This window comes from Aeromonas sp. FL131, assembly GCF_049860615.1.
Taxonomy (GTDB): domain Bacteria; phylum Pseudomonadota; class Gammaproteobacteria; order Enterobacterales; family Aeromonadaceae; genus Aeromonas; species Aeromonas hydrophila.
Genome location: NZ_CP187595.1, coordinates 688,230 through 707,980, shown reverse-complemented (window position 1 = coordinate 707,980; position 19,751 = coordinate 688,230). Strand labels below are relative to the sequence as shown.

20 protein-coding genes are annotated in these 19,751 nt (G+C 60.1%); 9 read left to right on the top strand and 11 right to left on the bottom strand.

All coding sequences use genetic code 11. From position 1 onward, the window contains the following. Positions 1-40: 40 nt before the first annotated feature. Positions 41-1,303 (bottom strand): DUF945 family protein, encoded by a 1,263-nt coding sequence (locus ACPW75_RS03420; protein WP_011705221.1) that lies wholly within the window; start codon positions 1,301-1,303, stop codon positions 41-43. 95 nt (positions 1,304-1,398) lie between these two features. After that, entirely contained in the window at positions 1,399-2,880 is a 1,482-nt protein-coding gene (cls, locus tag ACPW75_RS03415) for a cardiolipin synthase (RefSeq protein ID WP_011705220.1), read from the bottom strand. 97 nt (positions 2,881-2,977) lie between these two features. Here cls and ACPW75_RS03410 point away from each other — a divergent pair, with 97 nt between their 5' ends. Beyond that, a complete protein-coding gene (locus tag ACPW75_RS03410) occupies positions 2,978-3,520 on the top strand; it encodes a DUF1439 domain-containing protein (RefSeq protein ID WP_026080151.1) in 543 nt (180 codons plus the stop codon). A gap of 4 nt (positions 3,521-3,524) precedes the next feature. Here ACPW75_RS03410 and ACPW75_RS03405 read toward each other — a convergent pair whose 3' ends face one another. Next, positions 3,525-4,004, bottom strand: a complete 480-nt coding sequence (locus ACPW75_RS03405) for a GNAT family N-acetyltransferase (RefSeq protein WP_011705218.1) — start codon at positions 4,002-4,004, stop codon at positions 3,525-3,527. A gap of 428 nt (positions 4,005-4,432) precedes the next feature. Between ACPW75_RS03405 and ACPW75_RS03400 the strand changes: the two genes are divergently transcribed. From ACPW75_RS03400 to ACPW75_RS03390, 3 genes are all read left to right on the top strand, one after another. Beyond that, positions 4,433-5,596 carry a M23 family metallopeptidase gene (locus tag ACPW75_RS03400; protein ID WP_077097321.1) on the top strand — a complete coding sequence of 388 codons (1,164 nt, stop codon included), beginning with the start codon at positions 4,433-4,435 and terminating at the stop codon, positions 5,594-5,596. A 194-nt stretch (positions 5,597-5,790) separates the two neighbouring features. Then, entirely contained in the window at positions 5,791-7,188 is a 1,398-nt protein-coding gene (locus ACPW75_RS03395) for an alpha-amylase family protein (protein ID WP_039215527.1), read from the top strand. A 172-nt stretch (positions 7,189-7,360) separates the two neighbouring features. Further along, complete coding sequence (locus ACPW75_RS03390; RefSeq protein WP_264098588.1) at positions 7,361-8,098, top strand: lytic transglycosylase domain-containing protein; 738 nt, start codon at positions 7,361-7,363, stop codon at positions 8,096-8,098. Between the two features lie 123 nt (positions 8,099-8,221). Here ACPW75_RS03390 and aqpZ read toward each other — a convergent pair whose 3' ends face one another. The 3 genes from aqpZ to ACPW75_RS03375 all read right to left on the bottom strand — a co-directional run bounded on the left by aqpZ (position 8,222) and on the right by ACPW75_RS03375 (position 10,937). Next, on the bottom strand, positions 8,222-8,908 hold the full coding sequence (gene aqpZ, locus ACPW75_RS03385) for an aquaporin Z (RefSeq protein ID WP_425904414.1): 687 nt from the start codon (positions 8,906-8,908) through the stop codon (positions 8,222-8,224). A 325-nt stretch (positions 8,909-9,233) separates the two neighbouring features. After that, on the bottom strand, positions 9,234-9,755 hold the full coding sequence (gene ruvC, locus ACPW75_RS03380; protein ID WP_005298649.1) for a crossover junction endodeoxyribonuclease RuvC: 522 nt from the start codon (positions 9,753-9,755) through the stop codon (positions 9,234-9,236). 273 nt (positions 9,756-10,028) lie between these two features. Further along, a complete protein-coding gene (locus ACPW75_RS03375; protein WP_077098364.1) occupies positions 10,029-10,937 on the bottom strand; it encodes a Gfo/Idh/MocA family protein in 909 nt (302 codons plus the stop codon). A gap of 187 nt (positions 10,938-11,124) precedes the next feature. On the opposite strand from ACPW75_RS03375, the gene ACPW75_RS03370 reads away from it, so the two are divergent. Together ACPW75_RS03370 and ACPW75_RS03365 are read left to right on the top strand one after the other, a co-directional pair. Then, positions 11,125-11,658: a DinB family protein gene (locus ACPW75_RS03370; RefSeq protein WP_077098366.1), complete on the top strand. Its 534-nt coding sequence runs from the start codon at positions 11,125-11,127 to the stop codon at positions 11,656-11,658. Further along, the gene (locus tag ACPW75_RS03365) at positions 11,655-12,089 is read left to right on the top strand and encodes a hypothetical protein (RefSeq protein WP_077098368.1); all 435 of its coding nucleotides are present in this window, start codon (positions 11,655-11,657) and stop codon (positions 12,087-12,089) included. The genes ACPW75_RS03370 and ACPW75_RS03365 overlap by 4 nt, the downstream gene beginning before the upstream one ends. A gap of 55 nt (positions 12,090-12,144) precedes the next feature. Here the strand turns inward: ACPW75_RS03365 and ACPW75_RS03360 are convergent, their stop codons facing one another. Both ACPW75_RS03360 and ACPW75_RS03355 read right to left on the bottom strand, forming a co-directional pair. Next, a complete protein-coding gene (locus tag ACPW75_RS03360; RefSeq protein WP_264098582.1) occupies positions 12,145-12,627 on the bottom strand; it encodes a hypothetical protein in 483 nt (160 codons plus the stop codon). Next, a complete protein-coding gene (locus tag ACPW75_RS03355) occupies positions 12,624-12,965 on the bottom strand; it encodes a DUF805 domain-containing protein (protein ID WP_077098030.1) in 342 nt (113 codons plus the stop codon). Before ACPW75_RS03355 ends, ACPW75_RS03360 begins: the two co-directional genes overlap by 4 nt. 191 nt (positions 12,966-13,156) lie before the next feature. Here ACPW75_RS03355 and ACPW75_RS03350 point away from each other — a divergent pair, with 191 nt between their 5' ends. Next, on the top strand, positions 13,157-14,197 hold the full coding sequence (locus tag ACPW75_RS03350; protein ID WP_077098031.1) for a helix-turn-helix domain-containing protein: 1,041 nt from the start codon (positions 13,157-13,159) through the stop codon (positions 14,195-14,197). A 1-nt stretch (position 14,198) separates the two neighbouring features. On the opposite strand, the gene ACPW75_RS03345 is transcribed toward ACPW75_RS03350, so the two are convergent. After that, on the bottom strand, positions 14,199-14,426 hold the full coding sequence (locus ACPW75_RS03345) for a hypothetical protein (RefSeq protein ID WP_077098033.1): 228 nt from the start codon (positions 14,424-14,426) through the stop codon (positions 14,199-14,201). Positions 14,427-14,756: 330 nt separating this feature from the next. Here ACPW75_RS03345 and ACPW75_RS03340 point away from each other — a divergent pair, with 330 nt between their 5' ends. Together ACPW75_RS03340 and ACPW75_RS03335 are read left to right on the top strand one after the other, a co-directional pair. Beyond that, entirely contained in the window at positions 14,757-15,983 is a 1,227-nt protein-coding gene (locus ACPW75_RS03340; protein WP_179101529.1) for an AAA family ATPase, read from the top strand. Between the two features lie 2 nt (positions 15,984-15,985). Further along, positions 15,986-16,717 carry a DUF3226 domain-containing protein gene (locus ACPW75_RS03335; RefSeq protein WP_143239029.1) on the top strand — a complete coding sequence of 244 codons (732 nt, stop codon included), beginning with the start codon at positions 15,986-15,988 and terminating at the stop codon, positions 16,715-16,717. A 110-nt stretch (positions 16,718-16,827) separates the two neighbouring features. Here the strand turns inward: ACPW75_RS03335 and ACPW75_RS03330 are convergent, their stop codons facing one another. Both ACPW75_RS03330 and ACPW75_RS03325 read right to left on the bottom strand, forming a co-directional pair. Next, positions 16,828-19,245, bottom strand: a complete 2,418-nt coding sequence (locus ACPW75_RS03330) for a YgiQ family radical SAM protein (protein WP_077098037.1) — start codon at positions 19,243-19,245, stop codon at positions 16,828-16,830. A 137-nt stretch (positions 19,246-19,382) separates the two neighbouring features. Then, positions 19,383-19,751 carry a hypothetical protein gene (locus ACPW75_RS03325; RefSeq protein WP_077098039.1) on the bottom strand — a complete coding sequence of 123 codons (369 nt, stop codon included), beginning with the start codon at positions 19,749-19,751 and terminating at the stop codon, positions 19,383-19,385.

The window sequence follows — 19,751 nt, the reverse complement described above, 5'->3', positions numbered from 1 at the left end:
CGCGGGAGCCTTTGTTTTATGTGCACGAAAGCAACGTCAATCAGAGCGGCAGACCGTTGACGGTCATGGCGCCCTTGTCGAGCTTGAGCTCGGCCGTCAGCTGCTCCTTGTCCGCCTTGAGGTAACCCATGGCGGCGAACTGATCCAGCATGGGCGCCAGCTGCGGCACCGCCTTGCCCAGCTTGCCGCTCAGGTTCGCGTGCAGCAGGCCGGAGAGCGCGTGCATCCCCTCTTCGCTGTTGAACAGCTGCTCGAGCGAGGTGGCCGCCAGCTTGATGTCGCCCTTCATGGCCACCGGCTCGCCATTGAGATGGGAGCTCAAGTCCACCAGCTCCAGCGTGGCGCCACGCTTGAGCATCTTGTCTAGCGCCTGCTGGATCGCTTCCTCTTCCACGCCCTGGCCGCTGGAGGCCTGCAGCGCCTGATAGCCTTCCAGATCAAGCCCCTTCAGATTGAGGGCAAGCTTGCTCTGGGTCAGCGCCAGGTTGTCGGTCTCGTTCTCCAGATTGAGGGTGTCCACCTTCATCTGGTAGCTGCTGGAGAGGGTCTGGGCATCATCCCCCGCCAGCTGGGTTTCGGTGGTCAGTCCCTGCAGGGAGACCTTGACGCTGTCCGGCAGCTGTACCGACAGCGCGGAGAGGGTCATGTCGCTGCGCGGAGAGAGCCAGATCCCGCTGATCTCGGCCATGTCGGCACTGCCCTTGAGCTCGGCCAGTACCATGTCCATCTTGTTCTGCTCTTCGTGCACCGTCATGCCCTGCCAGTGGAAGGTGACGTGACCATTGCCTTCCAGATCGCCGTGATAGTCGCCCTTCATCGGCAGGAAGTTGAACTCGTCGAGCCCCTGCTTGATCTTGAACTCGTTGGCCCAGAAGCGGCTGCTGTTGCTGGCGGTCCACAGGCTGCTGACCGACTCGATGCCGAACTGCCACTGCTCCATCTTGAAGGCGTTGAACACCGGCGCCAGCGAACCCTGCTTGGTGTCGAGCAGCATGTGGCTCTTGATGTAGAGCGGCAGGATGCGGCTGTTGACGATGAACTGCGCCTCGACCGGCTCACTCCCCTCCAGCTGACCATCCAGGCTGGCCAGGGTCTGCGGGGTGACGACCACCTTCAGCACACCATCGCGGGCGAACAGGTTGCTCGAACTCGGCTGCCAACTCAGTTCGACGCCGCTCTCCTGCTTCACCTTGGCGATCTGCTCGGCCATGATGCGATCGAACGTGTTGCCCGTGTACCAGCAGGCACCCAGCCCACCCACCACCAAGGCCGCCGTGACGGCCAGCGCTACTCGCTTCTTCATCTTCTTCTGTTTCTCCAGGGAGTGATTGCCGCACTCTACGGGGCCAGCTTGGGGCTAGGCAAGCGCAATTCGGCGCCTGCCGCAATTAAGTGATGTCACAACAAGGGGCTGAACAGGTAGAACATGTTCTCCATCACCTTCTTGTACCAGGGGCGTGCCCGCCACTTGGCCAGCGACATGGGGGTCGCCTCTATCATGTAGCCCTGCACCAGCTGGGTCATCTCGGCGACGAACACCGGGTTGTCGATGAGCAGGGTCACCTCGAAGTTGAGCCAGAGGCTGCGCCGGTCCAGATTGACCGTGCCCACCAGGGCGAAGTCGTCATCCACCAGCACGCTCTTGGTGTGCAGCAGGCCGGCGTCATAGCGATAGACCTCCACCCCCGCCTCCAGCAGCTCCTCCATGAAGGCGTTGCAGGCGTAATTGGCCATCAGGGAGTCGTTGCGCGCCGGCAGCACTAGCTGCACCTGCACGCCGCGGGCCGCCGCCGAGGAGAGCGCCGCCGCCAGCGGATCGTCCGGCACGAAGTAGGGGGTAGTCAGCACCAGATGGTGGCGGGCCTGGTAGATGGCCAGCAGCAGGCTCTGCTGGATGCAGTCGCCGCCGACGAAGGGGCCGGATGGAATGAGCTGGGCCCGGTAGTTGCTCTGGGGCCAGGCCTCCGGCTCGTGCTGCAGGCTGTCGAGCAGCCGCTCGCCGGTCTCCATCTCCCAGTCCCAGACGAAGATGGACCACATCAGCGGCACCATGGGCCCCTGCACCCGGATCATGATGTCGACCCACTGGCCGACCCCGGCGTTCTGCTTGAAGAAGCGGGGATCCACCATGTTCATGGAGCCGGTATAACCGACCCGGTCGTCGATCACCACCAGCTTGCGGTGCATGCGCAGGTCCTGGCGCTGGAACGGAATGCGCCAGGCCCCGACCGGCAGCACCTCCACCAGCTTGACCCCGGCCTTGCGCAGCTTTTTCGGCCAGGACGAGCGAAAGAAGGTCTTGCTGCCCATGGAATCGAGCAGCAAGCGACAATCCACGCCGCGCGCCGCTACTTCCATTAAGGCTTCACACACCTCGTCGGTGTCGCCGCCCGGGTGCCAGATGTAGAACTCCAGGTAGCAGGACTGGGAGGATTGGCGGATGTCGCGCACTATCTCGCGCAGGATGGCTTCCGGCTTGCTCAGCAGCGTCATCCGGTTGCCGGAGAGCATGGGCATGGCCAGCCGGCCCTGGATCAGATCGTGCAGCGGCTGGGCCTTCTCCCCCACCTCGCAGCAGTGCTGGGGGAAGAGCCGGGCCAGCTGGCGGATCCAGATGGCGTAAGGGCGGTACATGGCCTGCGCCCGCTCGGCGCGGCGCCGGCCGAGGCGGATTTCGCCAAACAGCACGTAGAAGCCGACCCCGGCAAACGGGATGGCATAGATGAGGGCGAGCCAGGCCAGCGAGACCCCGATGGGGCGCCGCTTCATCACCACCCGAAAGGAGACCCCCGCCACGATCACGGTGTGAAACAGCAGCAGCAACCAGCCGAGGAACTGGGAAAACAGCAGTTGGATGTCGTGCTCCAGACCGTTGATCACGAGAACTCCTTTTACAGACGAGTGAAATGCGGTGGGCAGATCCCGCGAAGCCAGGATGGTATGCTGTAAAACACACCCATTCTATCAGGTCGTTAGCATGATCCTGCAATCTATGCTGCTCAGTCTGGCCATGCTAGGTCAAGGCTCATATGACATCAATGAGCAACAGATAAACCAGTACCTGCAATCCCAGGTGCAAGTGAACAAACAGCTGGAGCTGCCCGGCATCATCAAGGCCCATGTGCAGCTCGAACAGAGCGATGTCCAGATCGGGCGCCAGAGCCCGGACACCGCCCGGGTCTATGGCAAGGGCAAGCTCAAGATCGCCCTGCCGGATCAGACCGAGTACGACGCGCGGCTGAACATGACCTATGAGGCGAGACCGCGTTACGACAAGGCGCAGAGCGCGCTGTTCCTCGACAACATGAAGTTGATTGAATACAAGCTGGAGCCGGAGGCGGCGCAGCAGAAGTTCGGTTTCATGCTCGGCATGCTGCTGCAGAGCATGGAGAAGCGGCTGGAGACCCAGCCGGTCTATCGGCTCAACGACAAGGATCCGAACCAGGCCTGGCTGAAGGAGAATCTGTTGGGGCTGGAGCTGTCACCGGGCAAGATCCACCTGTTGACCAAGCCCCAGTGAGTCGTCAGTTGTAGACCGGGGCTTTGGCCTGGCGCACCAGCAGCTCGATCTGGTAACCCTGTTCGCGCTGCTGGTCATACAGCGAGAAGAGCGGCCCCTCCAGTTCATGCAGGGGCAGGTCGGCGAAGCCGGCCTTGAGGTAGAACGGCTTTTCAAACGGCAAGGCCTGACACACCACAGGTTTGTCCTGCAGATCGTTGCAGGCGTGCTGCAACAGGCGCGAGCCCAGCCCCAGCGACTGGTAGTGGGGCAGCAGACGAAAACCGCACAGGTGGTAGTAATCCTGTTCGTCGCGCAGGCGCACGGCCCCCACCAGCCAGTGGGCGTCGCGTACCACGAAGATCCGCTCGGCCAGATCCGGCACATAGTGGGAGAAAGTGGTTTCGTAGTAATCCCTGATCAGGGAAAGGTCTGCATCACAGTACTCTTCGAACGTGAGTTCCATCGCCCGCTTGCCTATCACACCCGTTCCATCCATGGCCATTCGGCCCGGTCCTCATACATTGATGTCGGTCGCAGAGATCCGACCAGATTGACGATATCACGGCTTTTAATAACAAAAAAGCCAATAACCACACCGAGTTGCATAATTTTTAACATGCCGTCAGCCGGTCTGGCCAGTGGCGATCCTATCACGGCAAGCCAGTGGCAGACACTGCTTGCGCCTCTTCCCCGCCCTTTACGGCAGCCCGCCATTTCATGGCCCGCAACTCACTGATTTGGCTCTACAAACCCTTTTTGTAAACATTTGTTAACAAACAAATACCGCTCTCCCCCTGCATAAAAAGCCCCATTTGAATAACAACTTTGGCATTTACCCCTATGGTGAAGCCTTGGCATAGCCTCGCGCTGTTGTTGCCCGCGTGGGTCCATCCCCACACCGACACCTCACCACTTTGCCAAGGAGTTATCATGTCCAGACCGATCCCCTCCCTGCTGATGCTGGCCCTGCTTCCCGCCGCCGGCTGGGCCGGCGACATCCATGCCCCGCTTGCCCCTTATCACTTCACGGCGCAGCAGCTTGCCGCCAGTCAGACCCCGGCCCTCCCCCTGGATGAGGCCCACTTCGTGTTCAGCGAGGCAGCCATGGCCTTCGATCTGCACGACTTTTTGCTGCAACAGGCGCCCCACCTGTTGCCCAAGGAGGAGGTGATCCTGCACTGGAGCGGCATCACCAGCCTCAACCCCCAGCTGCTGCTGGCCCTGATGGAAGCGAGCAGCCAGCTCATCTCGGCCCCCTCCGAGCAGGCCATAGCTGCGCCGTTCGCCAAGCTGGTCAAGGCCAGGGGCTTTGACAACCAGCTGGAGCTGATGGCGCGCCAGCTCTCCGAGCGCTTCTATCAGGCTCGCGCCCAGCAAAGGCTTATGCAACGCAGCGCCCCCGCCCTGGCGCCGCAGGCCGCGCACCAGGCTGCCCTCGCCAGTCTGCTGAGCACGTCGGTGCAGCGCCAGCTCGGTGAGCAGTGGCGGACCCTGTTCGGCCAGGACGCCATGACCTCCCCCAGGGGCGGCGCGGCCGCCACCGCCGCACCGCTGGCCGGCGGTCAGTTCCAGCTGCCCTGGCGCCAGGGCTACAGCTGGAAGGCCAATGGCGCCCACTCCCATACCGGCTCCGGCTACCCCTACTCCTCCATCGATGTCTCTTACGACTGGCCGGGCTGGGGCGGCGCCACCTACACGGTCACCGCCGCCAACAGCGGCACCGTCACCGTCTTCTCCCGCTGCCAGGTGCGAGTCACCGCCCCCAACGGCTGGGCCACCAACTACTACCACATGAGCGGGATCTCGGTGCGCAGCGGCGACTACGTGGCCGCCGACACCCCCATCGGCACCTATGCCGGCAACCGCAACGAGGCGCTGTGCGAGGGCGGCTCCTCCACCGGCCCGCACCTGCACTTCTCCCTGCTCTACAACGGGGTGTTCCAGTCCCTGCAGGGGCAGCGGCTGAGCAGCTATGCCGTCAACGTCGGCGCCAGCAACTACGACGACAACTGCAACCGCTTCTGGCTCTACAACCAGCGCAATGGCCAGCGCTACTGCGCCTGGCAGCCGCTCTACAACAACGGGATTGACTGAGCCGAAAAGAGTCCGGTGAAGTGATTGAAAAGTCAGTAATGGCGCGGCCTGCGCGGTTTTTTGCAAGCCGTCACAGATCCGCACAGTCCGCTTTGAAAGTGCTCACAAAATCGCCGCCCGGTGATTGCTGGCAAGACAGGCCGGTGTGAGGCTCTGGGTGCCCATCTGGGCACCCAAAACAAGGACTGACAATAATGAAACACACAGCGGGAATCTGGGCGATCGCAGGCATGCTGATCGCGCCTTTGGCACATGCGGACGTCATACTGCACGCTTTCAACTGGAAATACAGTGAAGTCACCGCCAAGGCCGATCTCATCAAGGCCGCCGGCTACAAACAGGTACTCATCTCGCCGCCCCTCAAGTCATCGGGCAACGAGTGGTGGGCACGCTACCAACCCCAGGATCTGCGCCTCATCGACACACCGCTTGGCAACAAGCAGGATCTCGAGCAGCTGATCGCCGCCATGCAGGCACGGGGCATCGCCGTCTATGCGGACGTGGTGCTCAACCACATGGCCAACGAGAGCTGGAAGCGCAGCGATCTCAACTACCCCGGCAGCGAGCTGCTGCAAAGCTATGCCGCCAACCCCGGCTACTTCGAGCGGCAGAAGCTGTTTGGCGATCTGGGCCAGAACTTGCTCGCCGGTCAGGACTTCCACCCGGAAGGGTGCATCAGCGACTGGAACGATCCGGGCAACGTGCAGTACTGGCGGCTGTGCGGCGGCGCGGGCGACAAGGGGCTGCCGGATCTTGACCCCAACAACTGGGTGGTGAGCCAGCAGCAGGCCTACCTCAAGGCGCTCAAGGGGATGGGGATCAAGGGCTTTCGGGTCGATGCGGTCAAGCACATGAGCGATTACCAGATCAACGCCGTGTTCACCCCCGAGATAAAGCAGGGGATGCACGTGTTCGGCGAGGTGATCACCACCGGCGGCGCCGGCAGCAACGATTACGAGCGCTTCCTCAAGCCCTATCTCGACAGCAGCGGTCAGGGCGCCTATGACTTCCCGCTGTTTGCCTCCCTGCGCGGGGCGCTTGGCTATGGCGGCAGCATGAATCAGCTGGCGGATCCGGGGGCCTACGGCCAGGCGTTGCCGGGCAGCCGGGCGGTCACCTTCGCCATCACCCACGACATCCCCACCAACGACGGCTTTCGCTACCAGATCCTGAACCCGACCGACGAGAAGCTGGCCTATGCCTACCTGCTCGGCCGCGACGGTGGCTCGCCGCTGGTCTATTCGGATCATGGCGAGACCCAGGCCAAGGACGGGCTGCGCTGGCAGGACTATTACCTGCGCAGCGACCTCAAGGGGATGATCCGCTTCCACAACGCGGTGCAGGGCCAGCCCATGCAGCTGGTCGGCAGCGGCGACTGCTTCGTGCTGTTCAAGCGCGGCAAGCAGGGGCTGGTCGGCATCAACAAGTGCGACTACGAGCAGGAGTACTGGCTCGATACCGCCAAGTTCGAGATGAACTGGTATCGCAACTACCGGGATGTGCTCGACCAAAACGCCGTGGTCAACGTGCAGAGCCAGTGGGTGCGGGTCGCCATTCCCGCCCGCAGCGCCCGCCTCTGGCTGCAGGAGTAAACCGGCAGTTGCCGCGCGAGGCCGCCAATGGGCGGCCTCTTTATTTGCTCTGCCGCCGCTATTTTCTCGGCCGAGTGCACGGGTCGGTCAGGGCGGGCTTGTTCTGCCCGCGCCGTGATGCTTTACTCAACAAGGCTAACGAGGCTGAAGGAGCAAGCCGTTGAAAGCATGGATGTTGATGGGATTGATCCCGCTGTTTTCCTCCCCCGGCTGGAGCCAGACACCCGCCCCGGCCGAGGTGGTGATCCTCACCGCCGAGCCGCCGGCGGCGCCCCCCGTCACCCTGCACACCCCGGGGGTGCTGCCGCCCCCCGAGCCGGCCAGCCCCCCGCTGCCGCCCGGCACCCGCCAGATCCAGGTCTACAAGTCGGTGCAGAAAAACGGCGTGGTGCGCTACTCCGACATGATGCCGGAGCAGGGTCACTACGAGCTGCTGCTGTTCAACGATTGCTACGCCTGCGACCCCGACTCCAAGGTCAACTGGCACACCACCGGCCTGTTTCTCTATGACTACGCCAGCACCATCCAGGCGGCGGCCAAGGCCTATCAGGTGGAGCCGGCCCTCATCCGGGCGCTGATCCACGCCGAGTCCGCCTTCAACCCCCTCGCTGTGTCCCGCAAGGGTGCCATGGGGCTGACCCAGCTGATGCCGGCCACGGCGCGGGAGCTGGGGGTGGGCAACGCCCTGCTGGCGGAGCAGAACATCTTCGGCGGGGTGAAATACCTGGCGGGGCTGCTCAAGCAGTATGGCGGCAACGTGGCGCTGGCCACCGCCGCTTACAACGCCGGCGCCGGCGCGGTGCAAAAACATGGGGGCATCCCCCCTTATGCTGAAACTCGCGCCTACGTAGAGCGGGTGCAACTGCTGCGCCAGCGCTACAAGGACATGCTGAGCGCCAAGGGGTTGTAGCCCTTCCCCTCTTGCCAACGACCAAACAACCCTGCGGGCCCTTGCGGCCCGTTTTCGTGCCAGCCAGAAACGAAAAAACACGCCCGGGGGCGTGTCGATACCACACTTTGTTGCCCTGACGGATCAGGCTTTGGTCGCGATCGCGCGATAGGCCAATGCACCCAGAATGGCACCGACGATGGGCGCAACCCAGAACAGCCACAGCTGGCCCAGTGCCCAGTCCCCTACGAAGAAGGCCACGCCCGTACTGCGCGCCGGGTTGACCGAGGTGTTGGTCACCGGAATGCTGATGAGGTGAATGAGGGTCAGGCACAGGCCGATGGCGATGGGGGCAAAGCCGGCCGGGGCCCGGCTGTCGGTGGCGCCCATGATGACGAACAGGAAGAAAGCTGTCATCACCACTTCACACACCAGCGCCGCCAGCATGCTGTAGCCGCCCGGTGAGTGCTCGCCATAGCCGTTGGAGGCAAAGCCCGCCGCCAGATCGAAACCGGCCTGACCGCTGGCAATCACGTAGAGCACCGCCGCTGCCGCAACCCCGCCCAATACCTGAGCGACCATGTAGGGCAGCACGCCGGAGGCCGGAAAGCGACCGCCAGCCCAGAGACCAATGGTCACGGCCGGGTTCAGGTGACAGCCCGAGATATGGCCGATGGCGTAAGCCATGGTCAGCACGGTCAGACCGAATGCCAGCGCCACGCCGAGCAGGCCGATGCCGACGTTCGGAAAGGCGGCGGCCAGCACGGCGCTGCCGCAGCCCCCCAGCACCAGCCAGAAGGTGCCCATGAATTCAGCTGCAAAAGGTTTCACTTCTCAACTCTCCCAATGATGGATGAAGCGGGAGCCTGCGGCTCACCGGGCCGCACCACGCGGCCGGCGCATATTATGGGAGTCCCGATCGGGCAAGCGAAGGGAAGCGATGAAGGCCTAAAAACGTAACTTGCATCACAAGCTGTTGATTAACTGAGAAGATTATCGTTAGCGCCCGAATGAGCAGCAACATGAGGCGGAAAGGCAGTGCGACAGCTTGTGACTCTGTTGGGGCTTTTGCCGACAGCCGCCGCAACCAGAGGGGCAACCAGCCGGCACATGGCCGCTTGCCTGAAATTGCCGGTATCAGACCGGCAATGTCGGCTCAGCGGTAACGACCGCGCACTGATCCCGTGCTGCGCCCGGCCATCTTGATCAGGATCTGGCGGGTATGGAAGTGGCAGAGCGCCACCCCGAGGGCATCCGCCGCATCCGCCTGGGGGGTGGCCGAGAGCTTGAGCAAATGGGTCACCATGTGCTGCACCTGCTCCTTGGCGGCGCCGCCGGTGCCCACCACCGCCTGCTTGATCTGGGTGGCCGAGTATTCGCTCACCGGCAGCAGGGCATTGACCGCCGCCACGATGGCGCTGCCACGAGCCTGACCCAGCTTCAAAGCCGAATCGGCATTTCGCGCCATAAAGACCCGCTCGATGGCGAACTCGTCCGGCTTGAACTGGGTGATGATCTCGCTCACCCCGTCATAGACCTGCTTGAGACGTGACGGCAGCTCGCCCAAATCGGTGCGGATGCAGCCCGAGCCCAGGTACTCAGCCTTGCCCGCCACGATGCGAATGACCCCGTAACCTGTGATGCGCGAACCCGGGTCTATCCCCAAAATGATGCTCATGGACGGGCCACCCTGGCCATCATGGCGGGGATCCGCTCCCGTTTGGCAAGGGCAGCCAGCCGGCCACCCCGTTTCAATAGCTGGTTCATCACACTCTGTCGCTCTGCTGGCAGTTCATGGCCGCCAAGATAGCAAACAAGCGCCCGCTTGGCTTGCGCGGCAGCGCCCCCGCCAATCAACTGCGCAGGGATGCGCCATCTCATACAGTGGTCCGGCGATTTTTTCGCCCACCACTCCGCCCATGGCCCGGGCAAACCGGCGCGGCGATCACCCTCACTCCCCTGCCAGGGTGACCAGTTGCTCTGCCAGCCGGTGGCCGTGCAGGTAGCTCTCAATCAGCGCCCCGTCGGCCCGCCCCGCCTCAATCTGCTGATACCAGTGGGCCAGCATGGCGGCAAAGCCCCGGCTCGCCAGCACCGACTGCCAATCGCCCGGCGCCAGGGTCTGCACGGTTTTATCGCGGGCCAGGGTGCCCCGGGTGCAATTCTCGATATGCAGGGAGAGGTTGTCGCCATAGGCGTCGATGCGCTCCTCGGTGAGGCCGGCGCTGCGGTTCATGCTGCCGCTCACCGCCACCTGCCCGCTCTGCCAGGCCACGCTCACCCCGGCCAGCAGCTCGGGCTGCTGGGCACAGCGCCGCAGCACCGCATGCAGATCCCCATCAGGCGCGCCGCCGTAGTAGCAGAGGCTGTCGAGCACATGGATGAAGTCGTCGAACAGAAATGCGCGCGGCGCCCCTGGCAGGGCGTGGCGGTGCTTTTGCCAGTTGAGCTCGGTAAGCGGCTGGCCGCGGGCTTCGCTCATGGCGGGCAGATAGCGGCGGTTGAAGCCGACAAACAGCGGACGGTTCTGCGCCAGTGCCAGATTGGCAAGCGCCTCTACCCCGGCAAGAGTGTCGCAGAGCGGCTTGTCGACAAAGGTGGGAATGCCGGCGCGCAGGCACTGGGCAGCCAGCTCAAGGTGCACCGCGGTGGCGGCGTGGATCATCACCGCATCCGGGCGGCTTGCCAGCAGGTCGCCCAGCTCGGTAAAGCACTCGGCGATCCGGTACTGGCGTGCCAGCTTGTCCAATACCGCCGAATTGCGGGTACAGAGCAGCGGGGTGACTCGCTCGTCACTGGCAAGCAGCGGCAGATAGGCTTTCTGGGCGATATCACCAAGACCTACGAGGGCAATGCGCATGGGGACTCCTTGTGGCGGCGGGTTATGGGCGCCGTGTTATCCGGCAACGGCTGACAGGGTAGCATCCTCACCGACCCGGACACAGCCGATGGCTGGCCCAACCGCCCCCATTGCCGGGGGAGTGTCATTTTTGGCTCCATCTGGATAATATGCCCGCTTTTGGACACAAGAAGCGCCAAGGAGTGCCATGCCAAGCTCAACCCTGCTCTCGCTGTTTCGCTACAAGGCCTGGGCCGATGGCGAACTGCTCGATGCCCTCGCCACCCTGGATGCCGCGCAAGACGGCGAGGCTCACCACACGGCCCTGCGCATCTTCAACCATATCCATGTGGTCGATGCCATCTTCAAGGCCAATCTGCTGGGGGAACGGCACGGCTTTACCGCCACCAATACCCCCGAGACACCGACCCTGGCGATGCTGCACGGCGCCATCGGCAAGCTGGATGACTGGTATCTGGATTACCTTGCCGGCCTGAGCGAGGCAGATGGCGAGGCCGTGCTCTCGTTCAACTTCGTGGATGGCGACAGGGGGCAGATGAGCCGCGCCGAGATGCTGCTGCATCTGGTGACCCACGGCGGCTATCACAGGGGGGCGATCGGGCGGATCCTGGTGCAGTGCGGCATCACGCCGCCGCGCGATACCCTGACCACCTTTTTGCATCGCAGCGAACCCGGGCGGCGGGGCTATGCCCCCTCGGCGGATAACGAGGCCCGCCCATGAAACCCGCCTGTCTGCGGCTCACACCGCTGCTGCTGATCGGGCTGCTGAGCGGCTGCGCCGCCGCCATCGATCACTACTCGGGGCGCTTTCGCAACACCCTGGCAGCGGGGCAGACCCGCACGACCATTCGCGCCGAACTGGGCGAGCCCCAGCGTTGTCAGCAGGCCGCCTTTCTGACCGAGGATAAGGTGCAGGGCTGCGATCGCTTTACCGTGCTAGGCAAGATCCACAAGCGCGCTGACGGCAATGGCCAGGCCACGGCGAGCGCCGTGACAATGGGGCTGGGGGAGCTGATCCTGATACCCATGACGGTGGCCAGCGTGGCGGCGGACTACACCGAGCAGCACACCCTCACCGTCTATTACGATCGGGACGATCACTATCTGTTTCACACCCTGCTCAATGCCAAGGGGCAGGAAGTGTGGCAGTAGGCACACCGGCCAGTGGACCTTCCTTGGCCGGCGCATCCTTCTGACGAGGGAGGCCTCATTGACAGCGCAGCACCGGTTTGTCTTCCAGCAACCAGGCTATCCAGCGCCGCCGCGAGTTCAGCACAAACCCTTCGTCTGCCGCGATCCCGCTGACGATATAGCCGTCGGCCGCCGGGTCAGCGGCCTCGCGGGAGAAGATGAAGTCGCTGCTGTTCACCCGCTCACCCTTGCTGAGCGCCACATCGAGCCGCGGCGTCATGACGACGATGGCCAGCCCCGCGGCGGAGTCGATGCCAAGGCCGCAGCTCGCCACCTTGCCGACCGCCACCGGCACCCGGATGGCGCAGTGACGCCCCTCGGCATCAGTGGTGGTATAGGTTCCCTCCCCCACCCGCCCTTGCATCCACAGCAGCTCGCCACGGATCAGGCTGTCGACCTGCAGCAGGCCCAGCGTCCCCTTGGGAAAATCGTGGGGATTGTCGACGGCAGCCACCGTCAGCGAGCAGCACAGCATAAACAACCAGAGTGCGTGTCTCATGCCGATGCCTCCTTGCCAACATGGGTTTCCCCGCTTTGCTGCGCCAGCAAATAGATAAGCAGCAAGGGCCCCACGGCCGGCACCAGAAACACCCAGCCCCACCAACCGGAGCGGCCGGTGTCGTGCAAGCGACGCACGATCAGCGCAATCAGGGGCACGCTGCTCACCAGGCCGTAGCCCAGATCCAGCCAGCCCAGATTGGCAAGCAGCACGTCCAGCCAGATGCAGATCAGGGTGACCAGCAGATGGCCCAACATGAACCACCCACATTCAGCCCGGGTGGCGCGACCCGAAAAATCCAGGGCGCGTTGCCACGCCAGCCAGTAGAAAGAGAACATGGATACCTGCCTTTTATGGTGATTGAGAGCCCTTATCATGGGGAGCAAAGCGCCCCCGGGCGTCCTCAAACCGGTTTCAGGTCGTCCTCGAACCGCGCCTGCGCCATCATGGGCTTCATTCGCCTGACCCAAGCCGTTATGCTGGCATGCCGCCGCCGGTCAACGGCCTCTCTTTGCACACGGGATACATGATGCTGGCCATACCCATACCCTTTATCGTCTCCTTGCTGCTGGCACTGCTGGCCGCCGTGCTGCTGGCGCGCCTTGGCCGGGCGGCCAGAACGACCGCCCTCTTTTTGCTGCTGTGCGCCATCACCACCGGCGTGGTGGGGCTGCGCTGGACCTTCGATCTGGCGCTGCTCACTCTCGCGCAGCCGATCCTCGCCTCGCTTATTCCGGTGGCCGCCTGGCATATCTTCAGCCGGGCCAAGGTGCCAGGGGCCCGTTTTTCCTGGCTGCACGGCATCGGTCCCGCGCTGGTTGCCCTCGGTATGCTGACCCACAACTGGTTGCCACTGCCACTGGATGGCCTGCTGACCGCCATCTATCTCTGCTACGGCATCGCGTTGGTGCGTTTTTCCGATAAGACGCAGCAGCTGCTGTATGTCTCGTTCAATGAGTGGGAGGGGGTCAGACGGGCGGAACATATCGCGGGCTGGATGCTGCTGTTTTCGGCGGCCATCGATGCCGTCGTCTCCCTCGACTTCGCCTTCAATCAAGGCCAGCTGGCGCCCTATATCCTGTCGCTGGGTCATCTGATGCTGGTGCCCATGCTGGCGGCGGCCGTGGTGGTGGTAGGGGTCAATACCCCTGACGCAGAAGAGGAGGAGATACCAGCCTCCGAACCCGAGCCTGCGGAGAAAGCGCCGCTGCTGAACGAAGATCGCGCCCGGGAGATAGTGGCTCTGCTGGATAACCTGATGAAAGATAAAACCTGCTATCTGGATCCTGAGCTGACCCTGGCCCGTCTCTCACGCAAACTGGGCATTCCCGCCAAGCAGATCTCCAGTGCCGTCAATCTGGTGCACCAGCAGAGCATCCCCAGGGTCATCAACGAATATCGAATTGCCCATGCCAGACAGGCTCTGCTGAACACGGATGAAAGCATCACCCAGATCTTGATGAACGCCGGTTTTCAGACCAAATCCAATTTCAATCGCGAGTTTCAGCGCATCACCGGCCTGACTCCCAGCCAGTTCAGAGCAACGCGCGACCTGTCGGCTGCCTCCTGAATCAATCGCCGGCTCTCGTTTGCTCCCGGCGATCCAGCCACTTGCCCACTCTGGCCCCCAGCTCGGAGCAGACCAGCGCCGTCACGGCGGCCCAGAGCATCTGGTTGCCATCAAAGCCCGCCTGCTTTTCAAAGAAAAAAGGCACCAGCAGATTGAAACCGATGATCCCGAGCAGCAGCCCAAGGCCGCTGCCCACCTTCTCCCTGCGGGATCGCGTTTTTATTGCCATCTGATTGCTCCTGTTGGAGTGAGATAAGGGGGCACGGATCGCCCCTGCCGACATCCCCGGCAAGATAACAAAGCCTTTCCTGATGAGGACAGCCATCATTTGAGCTTGGGTACCCACTTCTTATCACCACCGAGCCATGGCCAATAGGCAGGGCCTGACGCTGTTTGGGAAGATGTGAAGGATACAGAGCAAGAGAGTTTGATGCCGGTCAAAAAACGAAACTTTTCTGATTATTAAGTCAATTTGATACTCACATCAGCAGTTTCGTTTGGCTTACCATGACCATTCAGAACCTGTTGAGCTGCGATGGGTTGCTGCAAGGGCAGGTCAATGGAGCATATTGGAAACTGTAATCCAAGGGCGGTAGCGTCGGATTCAGCAGCATTACGCCTAACTCAAAAAGCTGGGTGCCCCAGGTTTTTTACGCAAACCAAGGCGGGAAATCAAAAGGTAGGTATTCCAAAATTATATATTACTATAGGGATATATATGCTAACCGAATTCACAATATCTAACTACAAACAATTTTCAAATTTAAAAATAAAAAATCTCGAGAACATAAATATTATTGGTGGAAAAAATAACACAGGTAAAAGTTCAATATTAGAAGCCATTTTTACTTTATATGACAGAGGAAGTCCAGAACTAACAATAAAACAATATGCATGGAGAGGAATTGGAAATATCCTGCTAGATAAGGATAGTGTTTGGGCACCAATTTTTCATAATTACGACCTCAGCAATCAAATTGATCTAGTCGCTAGAAGTGAAGATGAAAAACTTAGTAAAGCTACAATAAAATATGGCAAGCTAGATGTGAGAAATAATGCAACATACTCACCAAATAATGAAAGTATGATAATAAACCAAACTCTGGCATTTAACCAAGAAGGTTTATCAATATCGTACGTTGAAGGAGGAAAAAGCGCTGGTAAGGTACAAATAACATCAAATGGACAACAAATGACATCGCACTTTGAGATGTTAACTGGAGCTCCTTTATCTGTTGTCTATCTGTCATCATCTTTGAAGGGAAATGCTCAATTAAACGCAGAGTATTTTACCCAGCTTGATAAAAAAGGCTTGATACCTAATATAGTTAACTCATTAAAAGTCATAGAGCCAAAACTTAAAAATATCTCTCTAGGTGTTAGTGGTGGGCAGGTGTCAATATATGGAGATGTTGGGTTAAAAACAAAAATACCTATCGGCTTTCTAGGTGAGGGAATAGAAAAACTTCTTGGTATCCTTCTCGCAATTGAAGCTAATAAAGGAAATATTATATTAATCGATGAGATAGAAAATGGTTTACATTATAGTGCACTCCCTCAAATCTGGGGAATTATAAACAAAGCTGCAAGAGAAAATAAAATCCAGTTGTTTATCACCACGCATTCCTACGAGGCTCTCGTTGCTTTGTGTCAAAGCGCTTTGCAAGATAAATATTCAGACATATCTTATTATCGATTAGATAAAGAGACAGAAAACATAAAAATAAATCACTATAATTTTGATACACTCAAAACTGCAATTGAAAGTAACTGGGAGGTAAGATAATCATGCCTCTTATTTTAAATTCAGAGCAAACCAGTCAATCAAATCAGTCTTCCATATCAATTCATGATGCAATATCTGAGAAAAACTTAATTTTCGTTGAAGGCTCAGACGATGAACATTTCATTAAAGCAATACTAAAAGAAATTAATCTTGAAACAAGCGTTCAGATAATAAGGGCTGGTGGTATAACATCATTCCCATCAAAATTCCAAGCAAAAATAAAAGAAAGTATGTTTGGCCAGGTACAACGTTTTGCTATTATTGTAGATGCCGATGACTCTAAAGAAAAAGCATTCCAGCTAATAAAGAAAACCCTTGCGAGAAATAATTTCTCAACGCCAAATAAGCATGGCGATATTATCGTTTGCAATAAAGGAAACGTTCACATAGGTGTGTTTATAATTTCAAAGCCAGGTGAAGACACTGGAATGCTTGAAGATTTATTTATCGACACGCAAAAAAGCACACCTATATTAGAGCATGTAGATGAATATTTTTCTAAATTAGCAGAAAATCTTGAAAAACACACGCCTCAACAGGGTATAGCTAGGCCTAAACCTCAAGATTTTAAATATCCAAACAATGAAGCTAAAGCGAAAGCTAGAGCCATACTAGCTAGTTTTTATGATGATATATCCACTGTAGGTTATGCTGCACAACATGGATATGTAGATATGAATAGCACCTCATTGGATGATTTAAAGTCATTTCTCAATAAAATATTTACATGTTAATAAATTGATTCTTTTCAAATAGGAAGACTTTCCTGAAAAATTCTAATGTTCAGATAAAAAGGCGACCATTCGGTCGCCTTTTTATTTCTATCGCTTTCCAGTCAGAAAACTCACCGTGCCGGGCGCTTGGCACCATTGCCTTTGGCCGCAGGCTTGCCGCCCTGAGTAGCGGATTTGGCGCCCGGCTTGGCAGAGCCGGCGCGGGTCGGGGCCTTGCCCTTGTGAGCAGGTTTACCGGCCGGTTTACCTTGAGCTGCGCCCTGACCTGTACCTTGCGAACTGGGCTTGCCGTTGCCCGAGCCTTTCTGGAGTAGAGAGCCCACCGGTTTGCCATTGCCCGCCTTGCCGCCATTTCTGCTGGCCGCCGGGGCATTGGCTGCACCAGCCTCGCTGCGGGCGCCCTTGTTGCCCACCCCGTTGCTGCGCTGGTGAGTGATGGCACTGTGGCGGGTCAAGGCAGGTTTGAGGCCCTTGCTGCGGCTGCGCTCGGCCTTGGCTTCGCCACGGCCTTCCGGCGGTACCAGGCAGTCGGGGCCGTTGCCGATCAGGTGGCCCTTGCCCATCTCCAGCAGGGCTTCGCGGATCATCGGCCAGCCGGCCGGATCGTGGTAGCGCAGCAGCGCCTTGTGCAGGCGACGGCGACGCTCCCCTTTCACCACGAACACGTCCCCGCCCTGGCGACTCACCTTGTTGAGCGGGTTTTTCTCGGTGTAATACATGGTGGTGGCGTTGGCGAGCGGCGACGGGTAGAAGTTCTGCACCTGATCGAGCTTGAAGCGGTTGGACTTGATCCAGAGCGCCATGTTCACCATGTCTTCATCCGTGGTGCCCGGGTGGGCGGAGATGAAGTAGGGGATCAGGTACTGCTGCTTGCCCGCCTCTTTGGAGTACTTGTCGAACAGCTCCTTGAAGCTGTAGTAGCTGCCCATGCCCGGCTTCATCATCTTGGAGAGCGGGCCCTCCTCGGTGTGCTCCGGCGCAATCTTGAGGTAGCCGCCGACGTGGTACTTGGCCAGCTCCTTGATGTAGCGCGGATCTTCCACGGCGATGTCGTAACGCACGCCGGAGGCGATGAGGATCTTCTTGATGCCCTTGAGGTCGCGCGCCTTGCGATAGAGGTTGATGGTCGGGCTGTGGTCGGTGTCCATGTGCGGACAAATGGTCGGCCAGACGCAGGAGGCGCGCCGACAGGTCTGCTCGGCCTTGGGGCTCTTGCAGCGCAACTTGTACATGTTGGCAGTGGGGCCGCCCAGATCCGAGATGACGCCGGTAAAGCCCGGCACCTTGTCGCGGATCTCTTCAATTTCTTTCAAGATCGACTCTTCCGAGCGGCTCTGGATGATGCGCCCCTCGTGCTCGGTGATGGAGCAGAAGGAGCAGCCGCCGAAGCAGCCGCGCATGATGTTGACCGAGGTCTTGATCATGTCGTAGGCCGGGATCTTCTCGTTGCCATAGGCCGGATGCGGCACCCGCTGGTACGGCAGGCCGAACACCCCGTCCATCTCGTCGGTTTCGAGCGGGAAGGCAGGCGGGTTGACCCAGATGATGCGATCACCGTGGGCCTGGGAGAGCGCGCGGGCGCAGCCCGGGTTGGTCTCGTGGTGCAGGATGCGCGACGCGTGGGCGTAGAGCACCTTGTCTTCCTTCACCCGCTCGAACGCCGGCAGCTTGACGTAGGTTTGCTCCCACGGCTTTTGCTTGGGCGGCTGCACCAGGATGGGCTTGGCCTCCTGCGCAGCCGGCGCGGTACCTTCATCGTCCGCGCAGGGAGCCCCTTCCATATAGGGGTTGGGGATGGGATCGATGCGGCCAATCTGGTCGAGCTTGCTCGAATCCACCCCGCGCCAGCCCGGCAGCGGCTCCTTGCGGATCACGGCGGTGCCGCGAATGTCCTGCATGGTGTCGATGGTCTCGCCGCCTGCGATGCGGTGGGCTACCTCGATCAGCGGCCGCTCGGCGTTGCCGTAGATGAGGATGTCGGCCTTGGCATCGATCAGAATGGAGCGACGGATGGTCTCGGACCAGTAGTCGTAGTGGGCGATGCGGCGCAGGGATGCCTCGATGCCGCCGATGACCACCGGCACCTCTTTATAGGCCTCTTTGCAGCGCTGGGTATAGACCAAGGTGGCGCGGTCCGGCCGCTTGCCGCCCACATCCCCCGGGGTATAGGCGTCGTCGTGGCGCAGCTTCTTGTCGGCGGTGTAGCGGTTGATCATGGAGTCCATGTTGCCCGCCGTCACCCCGTAGAACAGGTTCGGCTTGCCCAGGCGCATGAAGTCATCTTTCGATGACCAGTCCGGCTGGGCGATGATGCCGACCCGAAAACCCTGGGATTCGAGCATGCGGCCAATGACCGCCATGCCGAAGCTCGGGTGATCCACATAGGCGTCGCCTGTCACCAGCACGATGTCGCAGCTGTCCCAGCCAAGCTTGTCCATCTCCGCGCGGGACATGGGCAGGAAGGGCGCCGTGCCGTAGCACTCGGCCCAGTAACGGGGATAGGAGAAGAGGTTGGTAACCGGCTGCATTTTGACCACCTGGAACAATTCGGGTCGCGCATTATACCGGCAGAGCAAGGCGGGGGCGACGGCTTTTTGCCCCTACGATAGATACGGAAAAGGCGAGCCAGCGGGGCTCGCCTGAAAAGTGCGGGTTGATTATCGGCTCAGGCCAGGACGCGGGCCAGCACGATGCGGTTGTAGTGGCGCTGCAGCAACTGATAGCCACCCAGCAGGCACCAGACCAGGGCGGGCGCCAGGAACACCGGGTGGGTGGCCAGGCGCAGCATCAGCAGGCCCAGCAGGATCAGCGCGAACGGCCGGCTCTCGTAGAGCCACAGCGGCCAGCCCTGCTTTCGCTGCTGCTGCTTGTCGGGCCGGCGATAGGCGCCGCGTCGAAACCAGGCCAGCGAACCGGCCAGATAGAATGCCAACCCGGCCAGCAACAGCCCCGGCTGATCGGCAATCCCCAACAACAGCAAACCGCTGCCCATATAGGCAAAGGGCAGCGGTTCATAAATGGCTGATGGCAACAT

Excerpts from the sequence above, each read along its gene's own strand:
- ACPW75_RS03420 (WP_011705221.1), bottom strand. The coding sequence starts at position 1,303 with ATGAAGAAGCGAGTAGCGCTGGCCGTCACGGCGGCCTTGGTGGTGGGT.
- ACPW75_RS03410 (WP_026080151.1), top strand. The coding sequence starts at position 2,978 with ATGATCCTGCAATCTATGCTGCTCAGTCTGGCCATGCTAGGTCAAGGC.
- ACPW75_RS03405 (WP_011705218.1), bottom strand. The coding sequence starts at position 4,004 with ATGGCCATGGATGGAACGGGTGTGATAGGCAAGCGGGCGATGGAACTC.
- ACPW75_RS03400 (WP_077097321.1), top strand. The coding sequence starts at position 4,433 with ATGTCCAGACCGATCCCCTCCCTGCTGATGCTGGCCCTGCTTCCCGCC.
- ACPW75_RS03395 (WP_039215527.1), top strand. The coding sequence starts at position 5,791 with ATGAAACACACAGCGGGAATCTGGGCGATCGCAGGCATGCTGATCGCG.
- ACPW75_RS03390 (WP_264098588.1), top strand. The coding sequence starts at position 7,361 with ATGTTGATGGGATTGATCCCGCTGTTTTCCTCCCCCGGCTGGAGCCAG.
- ruvC (WP_005298649.1), bottom strand. The coding sequence starts at position 9,755 with ATGAGCATCATTTTGGGGATAGACCCGGGTTCGCGCATCACAGGTTAC.
- ACPW75_RS03375 (WP_077098364.1), bottom strand. The coding sequence starts at position 10,937 with ATGCGCATTGCCCTCGTAGGTCTTGGTGATATCGCCCAGAAAGCCTAT.
- ACPW75_RS03370 (WP_077098366.1), top strand. The coding sequence starts at position 11,125 with ATGCCAAGCTCAACCCTGCTCTCGCTGTTTCGCTACAAGGCCTGGGCC.
- ACPW75_RS03365 (WP_077098368.1), top strand. The coding sequence starts at position 11,655 with ATGAAACCCGCCTGTCTGCGGCTCACACCGCTGCTGCTGATCGGGCTG.
- ACPW75_RS03360 (WP_264098582.1), bottom strand. The coding sequence starts at position 12,627 with ATGAGACACGCACTCTGGTTGTTTATGCTGTGCTGCTCGCTGACGGTG.
- ACPW75_RS03355 (WP_077098030.1), bottom strand. The coding sequence starts at position 12,965 with ATGTTCTCTTTCTACTGGCTGGCGTGGCAACGCGCCCTGGATTTTTCG.
- ACPW75_RS03350 (WP_077098031.1), top strand. The coding sequence starts at position 13,157 with ATGCTGGCCATACCCATACCCTTTATCGTCTCCTTGCTGCTGGCACTG.
- ACPW75_RS03345 (WP_077098033.1), bottom strand. The coding sequence starts at position 14,426 with ATGGCAATAAAAACGCGATCCCGCAGGGAGAAGGTGGGCAGCGGCCTT.
- ACPW75_RS03340 (WP_179101529.1), top strand. The coding sequence starts at position 14,757 with ATGGAGCATATTGGAAACTGTAATCCAAGGGCGGTAGCGTCGGATTCA.
- ACPW75_RS03335 (WP_143239029.1), top strand. The coding sequence starts at position 15,986 with ATGCCTCTTATTTTAAATTCAGAGCAAACCAGTCAATCAAATCAGTCT.
- ACPW75_RS03330 (WP_077098037.1), bottom strand. The coding sequence starts at position 19,245 with ATGCAGCCGGTTACCAACCTCTTCTCCTATCCCCGTTACTGGGCCGAG.
- ACPW75_RS03325 (WP_077098039.1), bottom strand. The coding sequence starts at position 19,751 with ATGTTGCCATCAGCCATTTATGAACCGCTGCCCTTTGCCTATATGGGC.